The organism is Pseudomonas sp. HD57-3 (assembly GCF_056113135.1).
In genome coordinates, this window is the sequence record NZ_CM148568.1 from 5,996,825 (window position 1) to 6,018,691 (window position 21,867).

A 21,867-nucleotide genomic window follows, 5' to 3' on the forward strand; every position below is an offset into this window, starting at 1 on the left:
CCTAGGCTTCGCACGCAGTCTGCGCCGGGTTGTTCACCAGGCGTTCGAGAGTGGTGCGATCCATTAATTCGGTGTCCAGTTTGATGTAGATCGCCGCTTCATCAGCGACTATCACCGCATCAGTTACCCCTACGAGGGCCTTGAGACGCTCGACCAGACCCGCTTCGCTTATCGCTTCGGGCGACAGCGGCAGGCGCAGGCTCGTCACGTAGGGAGGTTCGCGCATGGTAACAGCAAAGGCCAGCCAAAGTGCAGCCAGCCCGGCACATCCGAGGAACACAACCGACAGACCGCCATGCTGGAACATCCAGCCGCCGAGAATCCCGCCGAGTGCCGAACCGAGGAACTGACTGGTGGAGTACACGCCCATGGCCGTGCCCTTGCCACCTGCCGGTGAAACCTTGCTGATCAGTGACGGCAGCGAAGCTTCCAGCAGATTGAACGCGGTGAAGAACACCACCGTCCCGATCACCAGAGCCCGCAGGCTGTCGCCGAACTGCCAGAAGAATAGCTCAGTGAGCATCAGCGTCATCACGGCGCCGAGCAAAACTCGTTTCATTTTGCGTTTCTTCTCGCCGTAGATAATGAACGGGATCATGGCGAAGAAAGAAATCAGCAAGGCTGTGAGGTAGACCCACCAGTGCTGTTCCTTGGGCAGACCGGCCTTTTCGACCAGCGCCAAGGGCAGTGCGACGAAGCTCGACATCAACATCGCATGTAACACAAAAATGCCCAGGTCCAGCCGCAGCAGGTCCGGGTGCTTGAGCGTCGGCATCAACGCCTGACGCGCGACGCCGGACTCCCGATGACTCAGCGGCCCGGTGGATTTCGGCACCATGAACATCACGATCACGATCCCGACCAGTGCCATGCCCCCGGTGGCGAGGAACAGGCCGGACAAGCCGAACGCACGGGTCAGCAGCGGGCCGACCACCATCGCCACGGCGAACGACAGGCCGATGGTCATGCCGATCATGGCCATGGCTTTGGTGCGGTGCTGTTCGCGGGTCAGGTCGGAAAGCAACGCCATGACCGCTGCGGAAATAGCGCCGGCGCCCTGCAGGATCCGCCCGGCAATCACGCCCCAGATCGAATCGGCCTGAGCCGCCAGCACGCTGCCAAGGGCGAAGACGATCAGCCCAAGGTAAATCACCGGACGCCGGCCGATGCGGTCGGAAATGATCCCGAACGGAATCTGGAAAATCGCCTGGGTCAGGCCGTAAGCGCCGATCGCCAGCCCGATCAGGGCCGGGGTCGCTCCCGCCAGATCCATGCCGTAGGTCGCCAGTACCGGCAACACCATGAACATGCCAAGCATACGGAAGGCGAACACCAGGGCCAGACCGCTCGCCGCGCGGGTCTCGCTGCCACTCATGCGTTCGCTGTGGGGATCGTGCATGGAAAAACCTCGTGTGAACCGGCGGCGATTCTACCAGTCCCATCGAGAGACGGGGTATATCGCGACGCTTTGACGCGTACAGATGAAACTCTCTTCATGTAAGGCAAAAAACCCTTCATTTGATAGTGTGCATCCATCCAGTATTTGGCCGTATACTCCTGTGTTTTCGACGCCCGCCGAGCGAGGCCATTTTGGACAAGATCCTGATTCGTGGGGCCCGCACCCACAACCTGAAGAACATCGACCTGACCCTGCCACGGGACAAACTGATCGTCATCACCGGCCTGTCCGGATCCGGCAAGTCGTCCCTGGCCTTCGACACGCTGTACGCCGAAGGTCAGCGCCGCTATGTCGAATCCCTGTCGGCCTATGCCCGGCAGTTCCTGTCGATGATGGAAAAACCCGACGTCGACACCATCGAAGGCCTGTCGCCGGCGATCTCCATCGAACAGAAGTCGACCTCGCACAACCCGCGTTCCACGGTCGGCACCATCACTGAAATCTACGACTACCTGCGTCTGCTCTATGCACGCGTCGGTACGCCGCGCTGCCCGGATCACGACATCCCGCTGGAAGCCCAGACCGTCAGCCAGATGGTCGACCTTGTGCTGGCCCAGCCGGAAGGCAGCAAGCTGATGCTGCTGGCGCCGGTGATTCGCGAGCGCAAAGGCGAGCACCTGTCGGTGTTCGAAGAACTGCGCGCCCAAGGCTTCGTCCGGGCCCGGGTCAACGGCCGGCTCTGCGAGCTGGACGAACTGCCGAAACTGGATAAACAGAAGAAGCATACGATCGAAGTCGTGGTCGACCGCTTCAAGGTTCGCGCCGACATGCAGCAGCGTCTGGCGGAATCCTTCGAAACCGCGCTGAAGCTGGCCGACGGCATCGCCCTGGTAGCACCGATGGACGACGAGCCGGGTGAGGAGATGATCTTCTCCGCGCGCTTCGCCTGCCCGATCTGCGGCCACGCGATCAGCGAGCTGGAACCCAAACTGTTTTCCTTCAACAACCCGGCCGGCGCCTGCCCGACCTGCGACGGTCTGGGCGTGAAGCAGTTCTTCGACATCAAGCGACTGGTCAACGGTGAACTCACGCTGGCCGAAGGTGCGATACGCGGCTGGGACCGGCGCAACGTCTATTACTTCCAGATGCTCGGCTCACTGGCCGCGCACTACGGTTTCAGCCTGGAGCAGCCGTTCAACGAGCTGCCGGCCGATCAACAGAAGTACATCCTGCACGGCAGTGGCTCGCAGAACGTCGACTTCAAATACCTCAACGACCGGGGCGACATCGTCAAGCGCTCGCACCCGTTCGAAGGCATCGTGCCGAACCTCGAGCGTCGCTACCGCGAAACCGAATCGGCCAGCGTGCGCGAAGAACTGGCGAAGTTCCTCAGCACCCAGTCCTGCCCGGATTGCCGTGGCACCCGCCTGCGTCGCGAAGCGCGGCACGTGTGGGTCGGCGAGAAAACCCTGCCGGCGGTGACCAACCTGCCGATCGGCGACGCCTGCGATTACTTCGGCGCGCTGAAGATGACCGGGCGCCGTGGCGAAATCGCCGACAAGATTCTCAAGGAGATCCGCGAGCGCCTGCAGTTTCTGGTTAACGTCGGTCTCGACTACCTGTCGCTGGATCGCAGTGCCGATACCTTGTCCGGCGGTGAAGCGCAGCGGATTCGTCTGGCCAGCCAGATCGGCGCGGGCCTGGTGGGTGTTCTGTACATCCTCGACGAGCCGTCCATTGGCCTGCACCAGCGCGACAACGATCGCCTGCTCGGCACCCTCAAGCACCTGCGCGACATCGGCAACACGGTGATCGTGGTCGAGCATGACGAAGACGCGATCCGTCTGGCCGACTATGTAGTGGATATCGGCCCGGGCGCCGGCGTTCATGGCGGACAGATCGTCGCCGAAGGCACGCCGGACGAAGTCATGGCGCATCCGGATTCGCTGACCGGTAAGTACCTGTCGGGCCGGGTGAAGATTGAAGTACCGGCCAAACGCACACCGCGCAACAAGAAACAGGTGCTGTCGCTCAAAGGTGCGAGGGGCAACAACCTGCGCAACGTTGACCTGGAAATCCCGATCGGCCTGCTGACTTGCGTGACCGGCGTCTCCGGCTCCGGCAAATCGACGCTGATCAACAACACGCTGTTCCCGCTGAGCGCCACGGCACTCAATGGCGCGACCACCCTGGAAGCCGCAGCCCACGACAGCATCAAAGGCCTGGAACATCTGGACAAGGTTGTCGACATCGACCAGAGCCCGATCGGCCGTACGCCACGCTCCAACCCGGCGACCTATACCGGATTGTTCACGCCGATCCGCGAACTGTTTGCCGGGGTTCCCGAGTCCCGCTCCCGTGGTTACGGCCCGGGGCGGTTCTCGTTCAACGTGAAGGGCGGTCGTTGCGAAGCCTGCCAGGGCGACGGTCTGATCAAGGTGGAAATGCACTTCCTGCCGGACATCTACGTCCCGTGCGACGTGTGCAAGAGCAAGCGCTACAACCGCGAAACCCTGGAGATCAAATACAAGGGCAAGAGCATCCACGAAACCCTCGAAATGACCATCGAGGAAGCGCGGGTGTTCTTCGATGCGGTGCCGGCGCTGGCGCGCAAGCTGCAAACGCTGATGGACGTGGGCCTGTCGTACATCAAGCTCGGGCAGTCGGCCACGACGCTGTCTGGTGGTGAAGCACAGCGGGTCAAGTTGTCCCGCGAGCTGTCCAAGCGCGATACCGGCAAGACCCTGTACATCCTTGACGAGCCGACCACCGGTCTGCACTTCGCGGATATTCAGCAACTCCTCGACGTACTGCATCGCCTGCGCGACCACGGCAACACCGTGGTGGTGATCGAGCACAACCTCGACGTGATCAAGACTGCCGACTGGCTGGTGGATCTGGGCCCCGAGGGTGGTTCGAAAGGTGGGCAGATCATCGCCACCGGTACGCCGGAGGAAGTGGCCGAGATGAAACAGTCTCACACCGGGCATTACCTCAAGCCGCTGTTGATCCGCGATCGGGCCTGATCGCCGGGCATGAAAAAGCCCCTGTCACTTCGTCAGTGACAGGGGCTTTTTTGTATCGGCTGCAATCAGGACGCGTGGGACTGCAGGTAGTTCTGGATACCGATCAGCTTGATCAGACCCAACTGCTTTTCAAGCCAGTAGGTGTGATCTTCTTCGGTGTCATGCAGCTGAAGCTTGAGGATATCGCGACTTACATAGTCGCCATTCTTTTCACACAGCTCGATGCCTTTGCACAATGCAGCACGAACCTTGTACTCAAGGCGCAGATCCGCTTCGAGCATGGTCTCTACCGTGGTACCAACATCCAGGTCATCCGGGCGCATGCGCGGAGTGCCTTCGAGCATCAGAATCCGGCGCATCAGCGCATCGGCGTGACCGGCCTCTTCTTCCATCTCGTGGTTGATTCGTTCGTAGAGCTTGGTGAATCCCCAGTCCTCATACATCCGCGAGTGAACGAAATATTGGTCACGCGCGGCCAGTTCGCCGGTCAGCAACGTGTTGAGGTAATCGATAACGTCTGGGTGGCCTTGCATCGCCCTACATCTCCCTGCTTGAAAGTCTGTAGTTTGAACCAACCTGACTGGAAGGTCACTCACTTCGCGCAATAAAAGCGAAGATATTCTGAGAAAAGCAGCCTAAATAACGCAAAAACCGCCCTAATGAGGGCGGTTCTGCTTCTCGTTTAGACTTCGTTAAGCTGTACGTTGAGCAGCTTTGCGATTGCTTCTCCGTACGCCGGGTCGGCCTTGTGGAAATGCTGCAACTGACGGTCGACGACATCACTCGACACACCCGCCATCGCGCCGGCGATGTTGCTGACCAGCAACGCTTTCTGTTCGTCGCTCATCAAGCGGAACAGCGCACCAGCGTGGCTGTAGTAGTCGGTGTCTTCGCGGTGATCGTAGCGATCAGCCGCGCCGCTCAGGGCCAGTGCAGGCTCGGCATAATGTGGCGCTTGTTTCGGCGACTCTACGTAGCTGTTCGGCTCGTAGTTAGGCGCGGCCCCACCATTGCTGCCAAAAGCCATCGAACCATCACGCTGGTAAGTATTCACCGGGCTGCGCGGGGCATTCACGGGCAGTTGCTGGTGGTTGGTGCCTACGCGGTAGCGGTGGGCATCGGCGTATGCGAAGACACGACCTTGCAGCATGCGATCCGGCGACAGACCTACGCCTGGCACCATGTTGCTTGGGCCGAACGCAGCTTGCTCGACTTCGGCAAAGTAGTTGAGCGGATTACGGTTCAGTTCCAGCTCACCCACTTCAATCAGTGGGAACTCCTTCTGCGACCAGGTTTTGGTCACGTCGAACGGGTTCTCGTAGTGAGCAGCGGCCTGGGCCTCGGTCATGATCTGGATGCACACGCTCCATTTCGGGAAGTCACCACGCTCGATGGCTTCGAACAGATCACGCTGGGCGTAATCGGGATCTGTGCCCGCCAAACGTGCCGCGTCTGCCGGCGCAAGGTTCTTGATCCCTTGCTTGGTCTTGTAGTGCCACTTCACCCAGTGACGCTCGCCTTGAGCGCTGATCAGGCTGTAGGTGTGGCTGCCAAAACCGTGCATGTGGCGATAGCCGTCCGGGATCCCCCGATCAGAAAACAGAATGGTGACCTGGTGCAGCGCTTCAGGCGAATGCGACCAGAAGTCCCACATCATCTGCGCACTTTTCAGGTTGCTTTGCGGCAGGCGTTTCTGGGTGTGGATAAAGTCAGGAAACTTCAGCGGATCGCGAATGAAGAACACCGGCGTGTTGTTGCCGACAATGTCCCAGTTGCCTTCTTCGGTGTAGAACTTGAGGGCGAAGCCACGCGGATCGCGCTCGGTGTCGGCCGAGCCACGCTCACCACCGACCGTTGAAAAACGCAGGAAGGTCGGAGTCTGTTTGCCGACAGCAGAGAACAGCTTGGCGCTGGTGTACTGCGTAATGTCGCGAGTGACTGTGAAAGTGCCATATGCGCCCGAACCCTTGGCGTGTACACGACGCTCGGGAATGTTTTCCCGGTTGAAGTGAGCAAGCTTCTCGATCAGGTGGAAATCATCGAGCAGCAACGGACCACGAGGGCCGGCGGAGCGAGAGTTCTGGTTATCAGCGACAGGTGCGCCACTGGCGGTCGTAAGCGTCTTGTTCTGGCTCATGCGATCTTCATCCTCTATCGGTCTTGAACTGCCGGCTAATCGGCTTGTTGGGGAGTATCGATCATCAATATGACAGCCACAAATTCATTAACTTATGGTTATCAATAGAAAAAAACTAACGACGAATCCCCACACATAGTGCAGACCGAAACAGGATAGAAGCTTGTACGAACAGCGCATTTCTTACAGGCACAAAAAACCGGGCACTAGGCCCGGTTCCTTGTTTCAGACTGATGTCTTACTCAGCGGATACAGCTTCACCGCCGACAGCACGATCAACCAGTTCGACGTACGCCATAGGCGCGTTGTCGCCAGCGCGGAAACCGCACTTGAGGATGCGCAGGTAGCCACCCTCACGGGTAGCGTAACGCTTGCCCAGGTCGTTGAAGAGCTTACCAACGATAGCTTTCGAACGAGTACGGTCGAAAGCCAGACGACGGTTAGCAACGCTGTCTGTCTTGGCCAGAGTGATCAGCGGCTCGGCAACGCGGCGCAGTTCTTTGGCTTTTGGCAGAGTAGTTTTGATCAGCTCGTGCTCGAACAGCGACACCGCCATGTTCTGGAACATGGCCTTGCGGTGCGAGCTGGTGCGGCTCAGGTGACGCCCACTTTTACGATGACGCATGGTTCATTCCTTACCAAACACTACGTTCGGTGATTACGACGATCAGGCAGTCGCCTTGTCGTCCTTCTTAAGACTTGCAGGCGGCCAGTTGTCGAGGCGCATGCCGAGGGACAGACCGCGGGAGGCCAGAACGTCCTTGATTTCAGTCAAGGATTTCTTGCCCAGGTTCGGAGTCTTCAACAGCTCTACTTCGGTACGCTGAATCAGGTCGCCGATGTAGTAGATGTTTTCCGCCTTAAGGCAGTTAGCCGAACGTACAGTCAGTTCCAGATCGTCAACCGGGCGAAGCAGGATCGGATCGATCTCGTCTTCCTGCTCGACAACCACTGGCTCACTGTCACCTTTGAGGTCGACGAACGCAGCCAACTGCTGTTGCAGAATGGTTGCAGCGCGGCGGATAGCCTCTTCAGGATCGAGAGTACCGTTGGTTTCCAGATCAATAACCAGCTTGTCCAGGTTGGTACGCTGTTCGACACGGGCGTTTTCCACCACGTATGCGATACGGCGAACCGGGCTGAACGAAGAGTCAAGCTGCAAGCGACCGATGCTGCGGCTTTCGTCTTCATCGCTCTGACGCGAGTCTGCTGGTTCATAACCACGACCACGAGCTACGGTGAGCTTCATGTTCAGGGCGCCGTTAGACGCCAGGTTAGCGATTACGTGATCGGGATTAACGATCTCGACATCATGATCCAGCTGAATATCGGCAGCGGTAACCACCCCCGAACCCTTCTTCGACAAGGTCAGCGTAACTTCGTCACGACCGTGCAGCTTGATGGCCAGACCTTTAAGGTTCAACAGGATTTCAATTACGTCTTCCTGTACACCTTCGATGGCGCTGTACTCGTGGAGCACACCGTCAATCTCGGCCTCGACTACTGCGCAGCCGGGCATTGAGGACAACAGGATGCGGCGCAGCGCGTTGCCCAGGGTGTGGCCAAAACCACGCTCGAGAGGCTCGAGAGTGATCTTGGCGCGGGTTGGACTGACAACCTGCACATCAATGTGGCGGGGTGTCAGGAACTCATTTACCGAAATCTGCATGGATGCACCTATTTTCTAGCCCTTACTTGGAGTAGAGCTCGACAATCAGGCTTTCGTTGATGTCGGCGGACAGATCACTGCGAGCAGGAACGTTCTTGAAAACGCCCGACTTCTTCTCAGTGTCTACTTCTACCCATTCTACGCGGCCACGTTGGGCACACAGATCGAGAGCTTGGACAATGCGAAGTTGGTTTTTTGCTTTCTCGCGAACAGCAACCACGTCACCAGCACGAACCTGGTAGGACGGAACGTTTACGGTCTGACCGTTAACGCTGATCGACTTGTGCGATACCAGCTGACGGGATTCGGCACGAGTCGAACCAAAGCCCATACGGTATACAACGTTGTCCAGACGGCATTCGAGCAGTTGCAGCAGGTTTTCACCGGTTGCACCTTTCTTGCCAGCTGCTTCTTTGTAGTAGCCGCTGAACTGACGCTCGAGAACGCCGTAGATACGACGGACCTTCTGCTTTTCACGCAGTTGGGTGCCGTAGTCGGACTGGCGACCGCGGCGTTGGCCGTGGATACCAGGTGCTGCTTCAATGTTGCACTTCGATTCGATCGCGCGCACGCCGCTCTTCAGGAAGAGATCGGTGCCTTCGCGACGAGCGAGTTTGCATTTTGGACCAATGTAACGAGCCATTCTTTACAATCTCCTGGATTACACGCGGCGCTTCTTCGGCGGACGGCACCCGTTGTGCGGGATTGGCGTCACGTCGGTGATGCTGGCGATCTTGTAGCCACAGCCGTTCAAAGCGCGGACTGCGGATTCACGACCTGGACCTGGACCCTTGACGTTCACGTCGAGGTTTTTCAGGCCGTATTCCAGCGCAGCTTGACCAGCACGCTCAGCAGCTACTTGAGCAGCGAACGGGGTGGACTTGCGGGAACCGCGGAAACCCGAACCACCGGAGGTAGCCCAGGAAAGAGCGTTACCTTGACGGTCGGTGATGGTCACGATGGTGTTGTTAAAAGAAGCATGGATGTGGGCGATGCCATCAACCACTGTCTTTTTAACTTTTTTACGAGGACGAGCAGCAGGTTTTGCCATGATTAAATTCCTGTCGATTCGCTGGGGCGATTACTTGCGGATCGGCTTACGCGGACCTTTACGGGTACGCGCGTTGGTCTTGGTACGCTGACCGCGTACTGGCAGACCACGACGATGACGCAGACCGCGATAGCAACCGAGGTCCATCAAGCGCTTGATTTTCATGTTGATTTCGCGACGCAGGTCACCTTCAGTGGTGAACTTCGCCACTTCGCCACGCAGCTGTTCAATCTGCTCGTCGCTCAGATCCTTGATCTTTGCGGCTGGGTTTACCCCAGTCTCTGCACAGATCTTCTGTGCAGTAGTGCGACCAACACCATAGATGTAGGTCAGCGAGATAACAGTATGCTTGTTATCTGGAATGTTAACGCCTGCAATACGGGCCATTCAGTGGGACTCCAATTGACAGCTACCTACGCCCCGGAAGCCAAGAAATAGGGCGCGAGATAATATCGCTGTAATAACAAATAATCAACCCGGTAGCGCACTAGCTACCGGGCTTGAAGCACAATCACACTCAGCCTTGGCGCTGTTTGTGACGCGGTTCCGCGCTGCAAATTACTCGAACAACACCTTCGCGGCGAATAATCTTGCAGTTACGGCACAGCTTTTTCACCGATGCACGAACTTTCATCACCAACTCCTCGAACCTTATGGGTACTCAGCGCAACATGCCGCTGCCGTAACCCTTCAGGTTGGCTTTCTTCATCAGGGATTCGTACTGGTGCGAAACGAGGTGCGATTGTACTTGGGACATGAAGTCCATCACAACCACGACCACGATCAGCAACGAGGTCCCGCCAAGGTAGAACGGAACGTTTGCTGCAACCACCAGGAACTGGGGCAACAAGCACACGGCCGTCATGTAAAGAGCACCGAACATGGTCAAGCGAGTCAAAACGCCATCAATATAGCGTGCGGACTGCTCACCTGGACGGATGCCCGGAATAAAGGCACCGGACTTCTTCAGGTTTTCCGCTACGTCTTTCGGATTGAACATCAACGCCGTATAGAAGAAGCAGAAGAAAATAATCCCTGCACTAAACAGCAGAATATTCAACGGCTGACCAGGAGCGATCGACTGCGAGATGTCCTGCAACCAGCCCATACCTTCAGACTGACCAAACCAGGCACCCAACGAAGCCGGGAACAGCAAAATGCTGCTCGCGAAAATAGCCGGAATAACACCGGCCATGTTCACCTTCAGCGGCAAGTGGCTTGTCTGCGCAGCAAAAACCTTGCGGCCCTGCTGACGCTTGGCGTAGTGAACAGCGATACGACGCTGACCACGCTCAATGAACACCACGAAACCGATAATCGCTACTGCCAGCAAACCGATGGCAACCAAAGCGAAGATGTTGATATCGCCCTGACGCGCAGACTCGAAAGACTGCCCGATTGCTCTCGGAAGACCGGCGACGATACCCGAAAAAATCAACATCGAGATACCGTTGCCTACACCACGCTCAGTAATCTGCTCACCCAGCCACATCATGAACATCGCGCCAGCCACAAACGTGGAGACCGCGACGAAATGGAAGCCAAAGTCACCAGTGAACGCAACGCCCTGCCCCGCCAGACCAATGGACATGCCAATGGCCTGAACGAGAGCGAGGACGACGGTGCCGTAGCGGGTGTACTGGCTGATCTTGCGACGGCCAGCTTCACCTTCCTTCTTCAACTGCTCCAGCTGCGGGCTGACGGCGGTCATCAGCTGCATGATGATCGATGCCGAAATGTACGGCATGATCCCCAGTGCAAAGATGCTCATCCGTTCCAGCGCGCCGCCGGAAAACATGTTGAACAAGCTAAGAATGGTCCCCTCATTCTGTCGAAACAGGTCTGCGAGTCGGTCCGGGTTGATACCTGGAACCGGGATGTGTGCGCCTATTCGGTAGACGATAATCGCCAGGAACAGAAAACGCAGACGAGCCCAAAGTTCAGACATACCGCCTTTGCCGAGCGCAGAGAGAGCACCTTGCTTAGCCATTTATTCCTCGAACTTGCCGCCAGCTGCTTCGATAGCCGCACGCGCACCTTTGGTGGCGCCGATTCCCTTGCCGATAGTGACAGCGCGAGTCACTTCACCGGACAGCATGATTTTCACACGCTGTACGTTGACATTGATCACGTTGGCATCTTTCAGGGACTGCACGGTGACGATGTCGCCTTCCACTTTAGCCAGCTCGGACAGACGCACTTCTGCGCGATCCATGGCTTTCAGGGAAACGAAACCGAACTTCGGCAGGCGACGATGCAGCGGCTGTTGACCGCCTTCAAAGCCTGGAGCAATGGTGCCACCGGAGCGGGAAGTTTGACCTTTGTGACCACGGCCACCAGTCTTACCCAAACCACTACCGATACCACGGCCCGGACGATGCTTTTCGCGACGGGAACCCGGCGCTGGACTCAGATCATTGAGTTTCATCGATTAACCCTCGACACGCAGCATGTAGTAAGCCTTGTTGATCATCCCGCGATTCTCGGGAGTATCCTGGACTTCTACAGTGTGACCGATGCGACGCAGACCCAGACCCTTAACGCACAGTTTGTGGTTAGGGATGCGGCCGGTCATGCTTTTGATCAGCGTAACTTTAACGGTAGCCATGATTACTTGATCTCCTCAACACGCAGGCCACGTTTGGCTGCAATGGATTCAGGAGACTGCATAGCCTTCAGACCCTTGAAAGTGGCGTGAACCACGTTTACAGGGTTAGTCGAGCCGTAGCACTTGGCCAGAACGTTCTGAACGCCAGCAACTTCGAGGACAGCACGCATAGCGCCGCCAGCGATGATACCGGTACCTTCAGAAGCAGGCTGCATGTACACCTTAGAAGCGCCATGGGCGGACTTCATTGCGTACTGCAGAGTGGTGCCGTTCAGATCAACCTGGATCATGTTGCGGCGAGCAGCTTCCATTGCCTTCTGGATCGCAGCAGGCACTTCACGCGACTTGCCACGGCCGAAGCCAACACGCCCTTTACCATCACCAACCACGGTCAACGCGGTGAAAGTGAAGATACGGCCGCCTTTAACGGTTTTGGCTACGCGGTTAACTTGAACCAGCTTCTCGATGTAGCCTTCGTCGCGCTTTTGGTCGTTATTTGACATAACTTAGAACTCCAGCCCAGCTTCACGAGCAGCATCAGCCAGCGCTTTAACGCGGCCGTGGTACTTGAAGCCAGAGCGGTCGAAAGCCACCTGCGAGACGCCAGCGGCCTTAGCACGCGTAGCGACCAGCTGGCCAACCTTAGTGGCCGCGTCGATGTTGCCAGTGGCGCCATCACGCAGTTCTTTATCCAAAGTCGAGGCGCTTGCCAGGACTTTGTTGCCGTCGGCCGAAATGACCTGGGCGTAGATGTGCTGCGAAGAGCGGAACACGCAGAGACGCACGACTTCGAGTTCGTGCATTTTCAGGCGTGCTTTGCGAGCGCGACGCAGTCGAGTAACTTTTTTGTCGGTCATTTGCTATGCCCTACTTCTTCTTGGCTTCTTTACGACGGACGACTTCGTCCGCGTAGCGCACACCTTTGCCTTTGTACGGCTCTGGTGGACGGAAGTCGCGGATCTCGGCGGCCACTTGACCTACCAGCTGCTTGTCGATGCCCTTGATCAGGATATCGGTCTGGCTAGGAGTCTCAGCGGTGATGCCTTCCGGCAGTTCGTAATCCACTGGGTGCGAGAAGCCAAGAGCCAGGTTCAGCACCTGACCTTTTGCTTGCGCTTTGTAACCAACACCGACCAGCTGGAGCTTACGCTCGAAGCCTTGGCTTACGCCCTGGACCATGTTGTTTACCAACGCACGAGTGGTACCGGCCATTGCGCGAGTCTGTTGATCGCCATTGCGAGCAGCAAAACGCAGCTCACCGGCTTCTTCAACGACTTCAACGGACGAATGGACGTTCAGTTCAAGAGTACCCTTGGCACCCTTCACCGAAAGCTGTTGGCCTGCGAATTTTACTTCGACACCGGCTGGCAGCTTAACGGGGTTCTTAGCGACGCGAGACATGCTTATCCCCCCTTAGAACACAGTGCAAAGAACTTCGCCGCCGACACCGGCAGCGCGCGCAGCACGATCAGTCATCACACCTTTGTTGGTGGAGACGATAGACACACCGAGACCGCCACGTACTTTTGGCAGTTCTTCGACGGACTTGTACTGACGCAGGCCTGGACGGCTAACGCGCTTCACTTCCTCGATGACCGGACGGCCTTCGAAGTATTTCAGCTCGATGGACAGCAGTGGTTTGGTTTCGCTGCTGATCTGATAACCCGCGATGTAACCTTCGTCCTTCAGGACTTTTGCTACAGCCACCTTCAACGTGGAAGACGGCATGCTTACGACGGACTTTTCAGCCATCTGGGCATTACGGATTCGAGTTAGCATGTCCGCTAACGGGTCCTGCATACTCATGGGCTAGACGCTCCTAATACAGAAAAATTAGCCTTGCGGCTACTACTTGTCGCCGAGAAATTCCGGGCATAAAAAACACGGGCTCAGGCGAGCCGGTCATTCTAGACATACCCCAGAAATGAATCAAGCCCCAAAAGGGGCTTGATTCAAGTTCAAGGCCACCGATGGTCAGGTTCTTGCGACTCCGACCATCAAGGCTTTGACAGCAATTACCAGCTGGCTTTAACCAGACCTGGCACGTCACCACGCATTGCTGCTTCACGCAATTTGTTACGGCCGAGGCCGAACTTGCGGTAAACGCCGTGCGGACGACCGGTCAGACGGCAACGGTTACGCATGCGCGAAGCGCTTGCGTCACGTGGTTGCTTCTGCAGAGCTACGGTAGCTTCCCAACGCGCTTCTGGACTTGCGTTCAGATCAACGATGATAGCTTTCAGCGCTGCACGCTTGACGGCGTACTTGGCAACGGTGAGCTGACGTTTCAGCTCACGGTTTTTCATGCTCTTCTTGGCCATTTTCCTACTCCAATCAGTTGCGGAACGGGAATTTGAAAGCACGCAGCAGAGCGCGGCCTTCATCATCGTTCTTGGCAGTGGTGGTCAGGGTAATGTCCAGACCGCGGAGAGCATCGATCTTGTCGTAGTCGATTTCCGGGAAAATGATCTGCTCTTTCACGCCCATGCTGTAGTTGCCACGACCATCGAAGGACTTGGCATTCAGGCCGCGGAAGTCGCGAACCCGAGGCAGGGAGATCGACAGCAGACGATCCAGGAACTCGTACATACGCTCACGGCGCAGGGTCACTTTGACGCCGATCGGCCAACCTTCACGGACTTTAAAGCCAGCGATGGATTTGCGAGCGTAGGTCACAACGACTTTCTGGCCGGTGATCTTTTCCAGGTCAGCAACAGCGTGCTCGATGACTTTTTTGTCGCCGATCGCTTCGCCCAGACCCATGTTCAGGGTGATTTTGGTAACGCGCGGAACTTCCATCACGTTCGAAAGCTTAAGTTCTTCCTTAAGTTTCGGAGCGATTTCCTTCCGGTAAATCTCTTTTAGTCGTGCCATGGTCTTCTACCTAGCAGTGTTCAAGCATCAACCGCTTTTTGGGTCGACTTGAAGACACGAATTTTCTTACCGTCTTCTACTTTGAAACCAACGCGGTCAGCCTTGTTGGTTTCGCCGTTGAAGATGGCGACGTTGGAAGCGTGCAGTGGCGCTTCTTTCTCGACGATACCGCCCTGTACGCCCGACATCGGGTTAGGCTTGGTATGACGCTTGACCAGGTTCAGACCACCAACAACCAGACGGTTGTCAGCAAGAACCTTCAGCACCTTACCGCGCTTACCTTTGTCTTTGCCGGCGATCACGATGATCTCGTCGTCACGACGAATCTTTTGCATGTCGGATCTCCTTACAGCACTTCTGGGGCGAGCGAGACGATCTTCATGAACTTCTCAGTACGAAGTTCACGGGTCACTGGCCCAAAGATACGGGTGCCGATCGGCTCTTGCTTGTTGTTCAGAAGAACAGCAGCGTTGCCATCAAAGCGGATAATGGAGCCATCAGCACGACGTACGCCGTGACGAGTGCGGACTACAACAGCAGTCATCACTTGGCCTTTTTTCACCTTACCGCGAGGAATTGCTTCCTTCACGGTAACTTTGATGATGTCACCGATACCAGCGTAACGACGATGGGAGCCACCCAGCACCTTGATGCACATAACGCGGCGAGCGCCGCTGTTATCGGCCACATCGAGCATGGATTGAGTCTGAATCATATAATTTCTCCGACCCCTAGCCCTTAGACTTCCACAGCGCGTTCGAGAACATCAACCAGCGCCCAAGACTTGGTCTTGGCCATCGGACGAGTTTCACGAATAGTGACTTTGTCGCCGATGTGGCACTGATTGGTTTCGTCGTGCGCGTGCAGCTTAGTCGAACGCTTAACGTATTTACCGTAGATCGGGTGCTTAACGCGACGCTCGATCAGAACGGTGATGGTTTTGTCCATCTTGTCGCTGACAACACGGCCAGTCAGCGTACGGACAGTTTTTTCGGCTTCAGCCATGATCACTTACCTGCCTGCTGGTTGAGCACAGTCTTCACGCGAGCGATGTCACGCTTAACTTGCGAGAGCAGATGAGACTGCCCCAACTGGCCAGTTGCTTTCTGCATGCGCAGATTGAACTGGTCGCGCAGCAAGCCGAGCAGTTGCTCGTTCAGCTGCTGTGCGGATTTTTCACGAAGTTCATTCGCTTTCATCACATCACCGTCCGTTTAACAAAGGAGGTGGCGAGCGGCAGCTTTGCAGCAGCCAGGGCGAAAGCCTCACGCGCCAGCTCTTCAGAAACACCCTCGATTTCATACAGGACTTTGCCTGGCTGAATCTGGGCAACCCAGTACTCCACGTTACCCTTACCTTTACCCATACGAACCTCGAGAGGCTTCTTGGAGATCGGCTTGTCCGGGAATACACGGATCCAGATCTTGCCGCCACGTTTTACGTGACGGGTCAGAGCACGACGCGCTGACTCGATCTGACGAGCGGTGAGACGACCACGAGCTACAGACTTCAGCGCGAACTCGCCGAAGCTGACTTTGCTACCGCGCAGTGCCAGACCACGGTTGTGGCCGGTCATCTGCTTGCGGAACTTCGTACGCTTAGGTTGCAACATTTGGCGTACCCCTTACTTAGCAGCTTTTTTACGAGGCGCTGGTGCTTGTGGCTTCAGCTCTTCTTGGCGACCACCAATTACTTCGCCTTTGAAGATCCAAACCTTTACACCGATCACACCGTAAGTGGTGTGAGCTTCGTAGTTGGCATAGTCGATGTCGGCACGCAGGGTGTGCAGTGGCACACGACCTTCGCGATACCATTCAGTACGTGCGATTTCAGCACCGCCGAGACGACCGCTCACTTGGATTTTGATGCCTTTGGCACCAATGCGCATGGCGTTCTGTACAGCGCGCTTCATGGCGCGACGGAACATTACACGACGCTCCAGCTGCTGAGCTACGCTCTGCGCAACCAGCATACCGTCGAGCTCCGGCTTGCGGATCTCTTCGATATTGATGTGCACAGGCACACCCATTTGCTTGGTCAGGTCCTGACGCAGTTTCTCAACATCTTCACCTTTCTTCCCGATAACGATACCTGGACGAGCGGTGTGGATGGTGATGCGTGCAGTTTGGGCCGGACGATGGATATCGATACGGCTTACGGACGCGCTTTTTAGTTTGTCTTGGAGGTATTCACGCACCTTCAGATCAGCGAACAAGTAGTCCGCATAAGTCCGACCGTCTGCGTACCAGACGGAGGTGTGCTCCTTGACGATTCCCAGGCGAATGCCAATGGGATGTACTTTCTGACCCATCTCTTCGACTCCGTTACTTGTCAGCAACCTTGACAGTGATATGGCAAGACCGCTTGACGATGCGATCAGCACGGCCTTTGGCACGTGGCATGATGCGCTTCAGCGAACGCCCTTCGTTGACGAAAACGGTGCTGACCTTCAGGTCATCAACGTCTGCGCCTTCGTTATGCTCGGCGTTGGCTACGGCCGACTCCAGCACTTTTTTCATGATCTCGGCGGCTTTCTTACTGCTGAAAGCCAACAGGTTGAGCGCTTCGCCCACCTTCTTCCCGCGGATCTGGTCGGCGACCAAGCGGGCTTTCTGGGCGGAGATTCGAGCGCCCGACAACTTAGCGGCTACTTCCATTTCCTTACCCCTTAACGCTTGGCTTTCTTGTCTGCCACGTGCCCGCGATAAGTGCGGGTACCGGCGAACTCGCCCAGTTTGTGGCCGACCATGTCTTCGTTTACGAGAACTGGGACGTGCTGACGACCGTTGTGTACAGCGATGGTCAGACCGACCATTTGTGGCAGGATCATCGAACGACGCGACCAAGTCTTAATTGGTTTGCGATCGTTCTTTTCCGCCGCCACTTCGATCTTCTTCAGTAGGTGAAGATCAATAAAAGGACCTTTTTTCAGAGAACGTGGCACTGTCGTATCCCTCTATTTACTTGCGACGACGGACGATCATTTTGTCGGTACGCTTATTACCACGAGTCTTCGCGCCCTTAGTCGGGAAGCCCCATGGCGATACCGGATGACGACCACCAGAGGTACGACCTTCACCACCACCATGTGGGTGGTCAACCGGGTTCATGGCAACACCACGAACGGTTGGGCGAACGCCACGCCAGCGCTTGGCACCAGCTTTACCCAGCGAACGCAGGCTGTGCTCGGAGTTCGAGACTTCGCCCAGGGTCGCACGGCACTCAGCCAGTACTTTACGCATTTCACCGGAACGCAGACGCAGGGTCACGTAAACGCCTTCACGAGCGATCAGCTGAGCCGAAGCACCAGCGGAACGAGCGATCTGTGCGCCTTTACCTGGCTTCAGTTCGATGCCGTGTACGGTAGAACCGACTGGAATGTTGCGCAGTTGCAGAGCGTTACCTGGCTTGATTGGAGCCAGGGCACCTGCGATCAGCGTGTCGCCAGCACTAACGCCTTTAGGGGCGATGATGTAGCGGCGCTCGCCGTCTGCGTAGCAGAGCAGTGCGATGTGAGCAGTACGGTTTGGATCGTATTCGATACGCTCGACAGTGGCGACGATGCCATCTTTGTCGTTGCGACGGAAATCGACCATACGGTAATGCTGCTTATGACCACCACCGATGTGACGAGTGGTAATACGGCCATTGTTGTTACGACCACCAGACTTCGATTTTTTCTCGAGCAGCGGTGCGTGAGGAGCGCCTTTATGCAGCTCCTGGTTGACCACCTTGACCACAAAACGGCGGCCAGGGGAAGTCGGTTTGCATTTAACGATTGCCATGATGCACCCCTTCCTTACTCAGCACTGCTGCTGAAATCGAGATCTTGGCCTGGCTGAAGGGAGATAACTGCCTTCTTCCAGTCATTACGCTTGCCCAGACCGCGAGCGGTGCGCTTGCTCTTACCCAGAACGTTCAGGGTAGTAACACGCTCAACTTTCACGCTGAACAGGCTTTCGACGGCCTTCTTGATTTCCAGCTTGGTTGCGTCAGTAGCAACCTTGAAAACGAACTGGCCTTTCTTGTCTGCCAGAACCGTAGCCTTCTCGGAAACGTGCGGGCCAAGCAGAACTTTAAATACGCGTTCCTGGTTCATCCCAGCAGCTCCTCGAATTTCTTCACGGCCGACACGGTGATCAACACCTTGTCGTATGCGATCAGACTAACTGGATCGGAACCTTGCACGTCACGTACATCTACGTGTGGCAGGTTGCGAGCAGCCAGGTACAGGTTCTGATCAACAGCGTCCGACACGATCAGAACGTCGGTCAGGCTCATGTTGTTCAGTTTGCCCAGCAGGTCTTTGGTTTTCGGAGTTTCAACTGCGAAATCCTGAACCACGACCAGACGATCAGTACGCACCAGCTCAGCAAGGATGGAACGCATTGCTGCGCGATACATCTTCTTGTTCAGCTTCTGGGAGTGATCCTGTGGACGAGCTGCGAAAGTGGTGCCGCCGCCGCGCCAGATTGGGCTACGGATAGTACCGGCACGAGCACGGCCAGTACCTTTCTGACGCCATGGGCGCTTACCGCCACCACGAACGTCGGAACGGGTCTTTTGCTGCTTGCTACCTTGACGGCCGCCGGCCATGTAGGCCACGACTGCTTGGTGAACCAGCGTCTCGTTGAATTCGCCGCCAAATGTCAGTTCGGAAACTTCGATCGCTTGAGCGTCATTTACATTTAATTGCATGTCAGCTTCCCCTTAACCGCGAGCCTTGGCTGCTGGACGTACAACCAGGTTGCCGCCAGTAGCGCCAGGAACAGCACCCTTGACCAGCAACAGATTGCGTTCAGCGTCCACGCGCACTACTTCCAGGGACTGCACGGTCACGCGCTCAGCGCCCATATGACCGGACATTTTTTTGCCCTTGAATACACGACCAGGAGTCTGGCACTGGCCGATAGAGCCTGGGACGCGGTGGGATACGGAGTTACCGTGGGTGTTATCTTGCCCGCGGAAATTCCAACGCTTGATCGTACCCTGGAAGCCTTTACCTTTGGACTGACCGGTTACATCAACCAGTTGACCAGCAGCGAAGATTTCAGCGTTGATCAGATCGCCGGCCTGGTACTCGCCTTCTTCAAGGCGGAATTCCATTACGGTACGACCAGCGGCAACGTTCGCCTTGGCGAAGTGGCCAGCCTGAGCAGCTGTTACACGGGAAGCACGACGCTCGCCGACAGTGACTTGCACTGCACGATAGCCATCGGTTTCTTCAGTTTTGAACTGGGTGACGCGATTCGGCTCGATCTCAATGACCGTGACCGGAATGGAGACACCTTCTTCGGTGAAAATACGGGTCATACCCGCTTTACGACCGACTACACCAATAGTCATGTTGTAAACCTCATGAGTGTACGGGGCTTTCACCCGCTATGGCCGCCCATTTCAGAGCGTTACACGACCAAGACCGAGTCTTAGCCGAGGCTGATCTGCACTTCCACACCGGCCGCAAGATCAAGCTTCATAAGTGCATCAACGGTTTTATCCGTTGGCTGGACGATGTCCAGAACGCGCTTATGAGTGCGGATCTCGTACTGGTCACGCGCGTCTTTGTTGACGTGCGGGGAAACCAGAACGGTGAACCGCTCTTTACGGGTAGGCAGTGGAATTGGACCACGCACTTGAGCACCAGTACGTTTCGCGGTTTCCACGATTTCCTGGGTTGATTGGTCGATCAGGCGATGGTCAAAAGCCTTCAACCTGATACGGATTTGCTGATTTTGCATTGGATTTCAGACTCCGGCTGCTATTCCCACCGGGCGCAATACGCCCGTTAAAAGGAGGCGCAATTCTATAGACGCCCCAGATAGGTGTCAACCCAATAAAAAAGCCCCCGCTAAGCGGGGGCTTTTTCAACTCATCAAAGCTGACTCAATAAAGAGATCACTCGATGATTTTAGCTACGACGCCAGCACCAACGGTACGGCCGCCTTCACGGATTGCGAAACGCAGACCGTCTTCCATCGCGATGGTTTTGATCAGGGTAACAGTCATCTGAATGTTGTCACCTGGCATTACCATTTCAACGCCTTCTGGCAGCTCGCAGTTACCAGTCACGTCAGTAGTACGGAAGTAGAACTGTGGACGGTAGCCTTTGAAGAACGGAGTGTGACGACCGCCTTCTTCCTTGCTCAGAACGTAAACTTCTGCGGTGAACTTGGTGTGCGGCTTAACCGAACCCGGCTTAACCAGAACCTGACCACGCTCAACGTCGTCACGCTTGGTGCCACGCAGCAGAACGCCGCAGTTCTCGCCAGCACGACCTTCGTCCAGCAGTTTGCGGAACATCTCAACACCGGTGCAGGTGGTGGTGGTGGTGTCACGCAGACCAACGATTTCCAGGGCGTCTTGAACGCGAACGATACCGCGCTCGATACGACCGGTCACAACAGTACCGCGACCCGAAATCGAGAACACGTCTTCGATTGGCATCAGGAAAGGCTTGTCGATAGCACGCTCTGGCTCTGGGATGTAGCTGTCCAGAGTTTCCACCAGTTTCTTAACAGCGGTGGTGCCCATTTCGTTGTCGTCTTTGCCTTCCAGCGCCATACGAGCCGAACCGATGATGATCGGAGTGTCGTCGCCTGGGAAGTCGTAGGTGGACAGCAGGTCGCGAACTTCCATCTCAACCAGTTCCAGCAGCTCAGCGTCGTCTACCAGGTCAGCCTTGTTCAGGAAAACCACGATGTACGGAACGCCTACCTGACGGGACAGCAGGATGTGCTCACGGGTTTGTGGCATCGGACCATCAGCGGCCGAGCAAACCAGGATCGCGCCGTCCATCTGCGCAGCACCAGTGATCATGTTCTTCACGTAGTCAGCGTGACCTGGGCAGTCAACGTGAGCGTAGTGACGAATGTTCGAGTTGTACTCAACGTGCGCGGTGTTGATGGTGATACCGCGAGCTTTTTCTTCTGGAGCGCTGTCGATCTTGTCGAATTCAACTACGGCCGAACCGAAAACTTCGGAGCAGACGCGAGTCAGAGCAGCGGTCAGAGTGGTTTTACCGTGGTCAACGTGGCCGATGGTGCCAACGTTTACGTGCGGTAGGGAACGATCAAATTTTTCTTTAGCCACGACAATTAACTCCT

33 protein-coding genes are annotated in these 21,867 nt (G+C 56.3%); 1 reads left to right on the plus strand and 32 read right to left on the minus strand.

Annotated features, from left to right (window positions below):
- Position 1: 1 nt before the first annotated feature.
- Entirely contained in the window at positions 2-1,399 is a 1,398-nt protein-coding gene (locus AC0R79_RS27235; RefSeq protein WP_474732519.1) for an MFS transporter, read from the minus strand.
- Positions 1,400-1,590: 191 nt separating this feature from the next.
- Here AC0R79_RS27235 and uvrA point away from each other — a divergent pair, with 191 nt between their 5' ends.
- Positions 1,591-4,425, plus strand: a complete 2,835-nt coding sequence (uvrA, locus tag AC0R79_RS27240) for an excinuclease ABC subunit UvrA (protein WP_007955632.1) — start codon at positions 1,591-1,593, stop codon at positions 4,423-4,425.
- 65 nt (positions 4,426-4,490) lie between these two features.
- Here the strand turns inward: uvrA and bfr are convergent, their stop codons facing one another.
- The 31 genes from bfr to tuf all read right to left on the minus strand — a co-directional run bounded on the left by bfr (position 4,491) and on the right by tuf (position 21,853).
- Positions 4,491-4,958, minus strand: a complete 468-nt coding sequence (gene bfr, locus AC0R79_RS27245; RefSeq protein ID WP_007955633.1) for a bacterioferritin — start codon at positions 4,956-4,958, stop codon at positions 4,491-4,493.
- 149 nt (positions 4,959-5,107) lie between these two features.
- Positions 5,108-6,562, minus strand: coding sequence for a catalase (locus tag AC0R79_RS27250; protein ID WP_007955634.1), 1,455 nt, complete (start codon positions 6,560-6,562; stop codon positions 5,108-5,110).
- Positions 6,563-6,800: 238 nt separating this feature from the next.
- Positions 6,801-7,187, minus strand: coding sequence for a 50S ribosomal protein L17 (rplQ, locus tag AC0R79_RS27255; protein ID WP_007955635.1), 387 nt, complete (start codon positions 7,185-7,187; stop codon positions 6,801-6,803).
- Between the two features lie 42 nt (positions 7,188-7,229).
- Positions 7,230-8,231, minus strand: a complete 1,002-nt coding sequence (locus tag AC0R79_RS27260; RefSeq protein ID WP_003186012.1) for a DNA-directed RNA polymerase subunit alpha — start codon at positions 8,229-8,231, stop codon at positions 7,230-7,232.
- A gap of 22 nt (positions 8,232-8,253) precedes the next feature.
- Positions 8,254-8,874: a 30S ribosomal protein S4 gene (gene rpsD, locus AC0R79_RS27265; RefSeq protein WP_003176404.1), complete on the minus strand. Its 621-nt coding sequence runs from the start codon at positions 8,872-8,874 to the stop codon at positions 8,254-8,256.
- A gap of 18 nt (positions 8,875-8,892) precedes the next feature.
- A complete protein-coding gene (gene rpsK / locus AC0R79_RS27270) occupies positions 8,893-9,282 on the minus strand; it encodes a 30S ribosomal protein S11 (RefSeq protein ID WP_002555466.1) in 390 nt (129 codons plus the stop codon).
- A gap of 30 nt (positions 9,283-9,312) precedes the next feature.
- The gene (rpsM, locus tag AC0R79_RS27275) at positions 9,313-9,669 is read right to left on the minus strand and encodes a 30S ribosomal protein S13 (RefSeq protein ID WP_009045849.1); all 357 of its coding nucleotides are present in this window, start codon (positions 9,667-9,669) and stop codon (positions 9,313-9,315) included.
- Positions 9,670-9,799: 130 nt separating this feature from the next.
- The gene (gene rpmJ, locus AC0R79_RS27280) at positions 9,800-9,916 is read right to left on the minus strand and encodes a 50S ribosomal protein L36 (RefSeq protein ID WP_002555468.1); all 117 of its coding nucleotides are present in this window, start codon (positions 9,914-9,916) and stop codon (positions 9,800-9,802) included.
- A gap of 27 nt (positions 9,917-9,943) precedes the next feature.
- The gene (gene secY, locus AC0R79_RS27285) at positions 9,944-11,272 is read right to left on the minus strand and encodes a preprotein translocase subunit SecY (protein ID WP_003228718.1); all 1,329 of its coding nucleotides are present in this window, start codon (positions 11,270-11,272) and stop codon (positions 9,944-9,946) included.
- The gene (gene rplO, locus AC0R79_RS27290; protein WP_003228720.1) at positions 11,273-11,710 is read right to left on the minus strand and encodes a 50S ribosomal protein L15; all 438 of its coding nucleotides are present in this window, start codon (positions 11,708-11,710) and stop codon (positions 11,273-11,275) included.
- Between the two features lie 3 nt (positions 11,711-11,713).
- A complete protein-coding gene (rpmD, locus tag AC0R79_RS27295; RefSeq protein WP_003176408.1) occupies positions 11,714-11,890 on the minus strand; it encodes a 50S ribosomal protein L30 in 177 nt (58 codons plus the stop codon).
- A gap of 2 nt (positions 11,891-11,892) precedes the next feature.
- A complete protein-coding gene (gene rpsE, locus AC0R79_RS27300; protein ID WP_007955637.1) occupies positions 11,893-12,393 on the minus strand; it encodes a 30S ribosomal protein S5 in 501 nt (166 codons plus the stop codon).
- Positions 12,394-12,396: 3 nt separating this feature from the next.
- Positions 12,397-12,747 carry a 50S ribosomal protein L18 gene (rplR, locus tag AC0R79_RS27305; protein WP_003186037.1) on the minus strand — a complete coding sequence of 117 codons (351 nt, stop codon included), beginning with the start codon at positions 12,745-12,747 and terminating at the stop codon, positions 12,397-12,399.
- 10 nt (positions 12,748-12,757) lie between these two features.
- A complete protein-coding gene (gene rplF, locus AC0R79_RS27310) occupies positions 12,758-13,291 on the minus strand; it encodes a 50S ribosomal protein L6 (RefSeq protein ID WP_011336170.1) in 534 nt (177 codons plus the stop codon).
- A gap of 12 nt (positions 13,292-13,303) precedes the next feature.
- Positions 13,304-13,696, minus strand: a complete 393-nt coding sequence (gene rpsH / locus AC0R79_RS27315; RefSeq protein WP_011336171.1) for a 30S ribosomal protein S8 — start codon at positions 13,694-13,696, stop codon at positions 13,304-13,306.
- Between the two features lie 209 nt (positions 13,697-13,905).
- Positions 13,906-14,211 (minus strand): 30S ribosomal protein S14, encoded by a 306-nt coding sequence (gene rpsN / locus AC0R79_RS27320; RefSeq protein ID WP_007955639.1) that lies wholly within the window; start codon positions 14,209-14,211, stop codon positions 13,906-13,908.
- A gap of 13 nt (positions 14,212-14,224) precedes the next feature.
- Positions 14,225-14,764, minus strand: a complete 540-nt coding sequence (rplE, locus tag AC0R79_RS27325) for a 50S ribosomal protein L5 (RefSeq protein WP_003210069.1) — start codon at positions 14,762-14,764, stop codon at positions 14,225-14,227.
- Between the two features lie 20 nt (positions 14,765-14,784).
- Positions 14,785-15,099, minus strand: coding sequence for a 50S ribosomal protein L24 (gene rplX / locus AC0R79_RS27330; protein ID WP_003186046.1), 315 nt, complete (start codon positions 15,097-15,099; stop codon positions 14,785-14,787).
- A gap of 11 nt (positions 15,100-15,110) precedes the next feature.
- Positions 15,111-15,479 (minus strand): 50S ribosomal protein L14, encoded by a 369-nt coding sequence (rplN, locus tag AC0R79_RS27335; RefSeq protein ID WP_002555479.1) that lies wholly within the window; start codon positions 15,477-15,479, stop codon positions 15,111-15,113.
- A 23-nt stretch (positions 15,480-15,502) separates the two neighbouring features.
- Positions 15,503-15,769: a 30S ribosomal protein S17 gene (rpsQ, locus tag AC0R79_RS27340; protein WP_003194644.1), complete on the minus strand. Its 267-nt coding sequence runs from the start codon at positions 15,767-15,769 to the stop codon at positions 15,503-15,505.
- 2 nt (positions 15,770-15,771) lie between these two features.
- Positions 15,772-15,963, minus strand: coding sequence for a 50S ribosomal protein L29 (gene rpmC, locus AC0R79_RS27345; protein WP_002555481.1), 192 nt, complete (start codon positions 15,961-15,963; stop codon positions 15,772-15,774).
- On the minus strand, positions 15,963-16,376 hold the full coding sequence (gene rplP / locus AC0R79_RS27350) for a 50S ribosomal protein L16 (protein ID WP_003228729.1): 414 nt from the start codon (positions 16,374-16,376) through the stop codon (positions 15,963-15,965). Before rplP ends, rpmC begins: the two co-directional genes overlap by 1 nt.
- Positions 16,377-16,388: 12 nt before the next feature.
- Positions 16,389-17,075, minus strand: a complete 687-nt coding sequence (rpsC, locus tag AC0R79_RS27355; protein ID WP_003176422.1) for a 30S ribosomal protein S3 — start codon at positions 17,073-17,075, stop codon at positions 16,389-16,391.
- A 13-nt stretch (positions 17,076-17,088) separates the two neighbouring features.
- Complete coding sequence (gene rplV / locus AC0R79_RS27360) at positions 17,089-17,421, minus strand: 50S ribosomal protein L22 (protein WP_003103908.1); 333 nt, start codon at positions 17,419-17,421, stop codon at positions 17,089-17,091.
- A gap of 11 nt (positions 17,422-17,432) precedes the next feature.
- Positions 17,433-17,708 carry a 30S ribosomal protein S19 gene (rpsS, locus tag AC0R79_RS27365; RefSeq protein ID WP_003228731.1) on the minus strand — a complete coding sequence of 92 codons (276 nt, stop codon included), beginning with the start codon at positions 17,706-17,708 and terminating at the stop codon, positions 17,433-17,435.
- 16 nt (positions 17,709-17,724) lie between these two features.
- Positions 17,725-18,549, minus strand: a complete 825-nt coding sequence (gene rplB, locus AC0R79_RS27370) for a 50S ribosomal protein L2 (protein ID WP_007955640.1) — start codon at positions 18,547-18,549, stop codon at positions 17,725-17,727.
- A 14-nt stretch (positions 18,550-18,563) separates the two neighbouring features.
- Positions 18,564-18,863 (minus strand): 50S ribosomal protein L23, encoded by a 300-nt coding sequence (gene rplW, locus AC0R79_RS27375; protein WP_002555488.1) that lies wholly within the window; start codon positions 18,861-18,863, stop codon positions 18,564-18,566.
- Entirely contained in the window at positions 18,860-19,462 is a 603-nt protein-coding gene (rplD, locus tag AC0R79_RS27380) for a 50S ribosomal protein L4 (protein ID WP_003228735.1), read from the minus strand. The genes rplW and rplD overlap by 4 nt, the downstream gene beginning before the upstream one ends.
- Before the next feature lie 12 nt (positions 19,463-19,474).
- A complete protein-coding gene (rplC, locus tag AC0R79_RS27385; RefSeq protein WP_007955641.1) occupies positions 19,475-20,110 on the minus strand; it encodes a 50S ribosomal protein L3 in 636 nt (211 codons plus the stop codon).
- A gap of 80 nt (positions 20,111-20,190) precedes the next feature.
- The gene (rpsJ, locus tag AC0R79_RS27390) at positions 20,191-20,502 is read right to left on the minus strand and encodes a 30S ribosomal protein S10 (protein WP_003186070.1); all 312 of its coding nucleotides are present in this window, start codon (positions 20,500-20,502) and stop codon (positions 20,191-20,193) included.
- A gap of 157 nt (positions 20,503-20,659) precedes the next feature.
- Complete coding sequence (gene tuf, locus AC0R79_RS27395) at positions 20,660-21,853, minus strand: elongation factor Tu (protein ID WP_010220303.1); 1,194 nt, start codon at positions 21,851-21,853, stop codon at positions 20,660-20,662.
- Positions 21,854-21,867 lie beyond the last annotated feature (14 nt).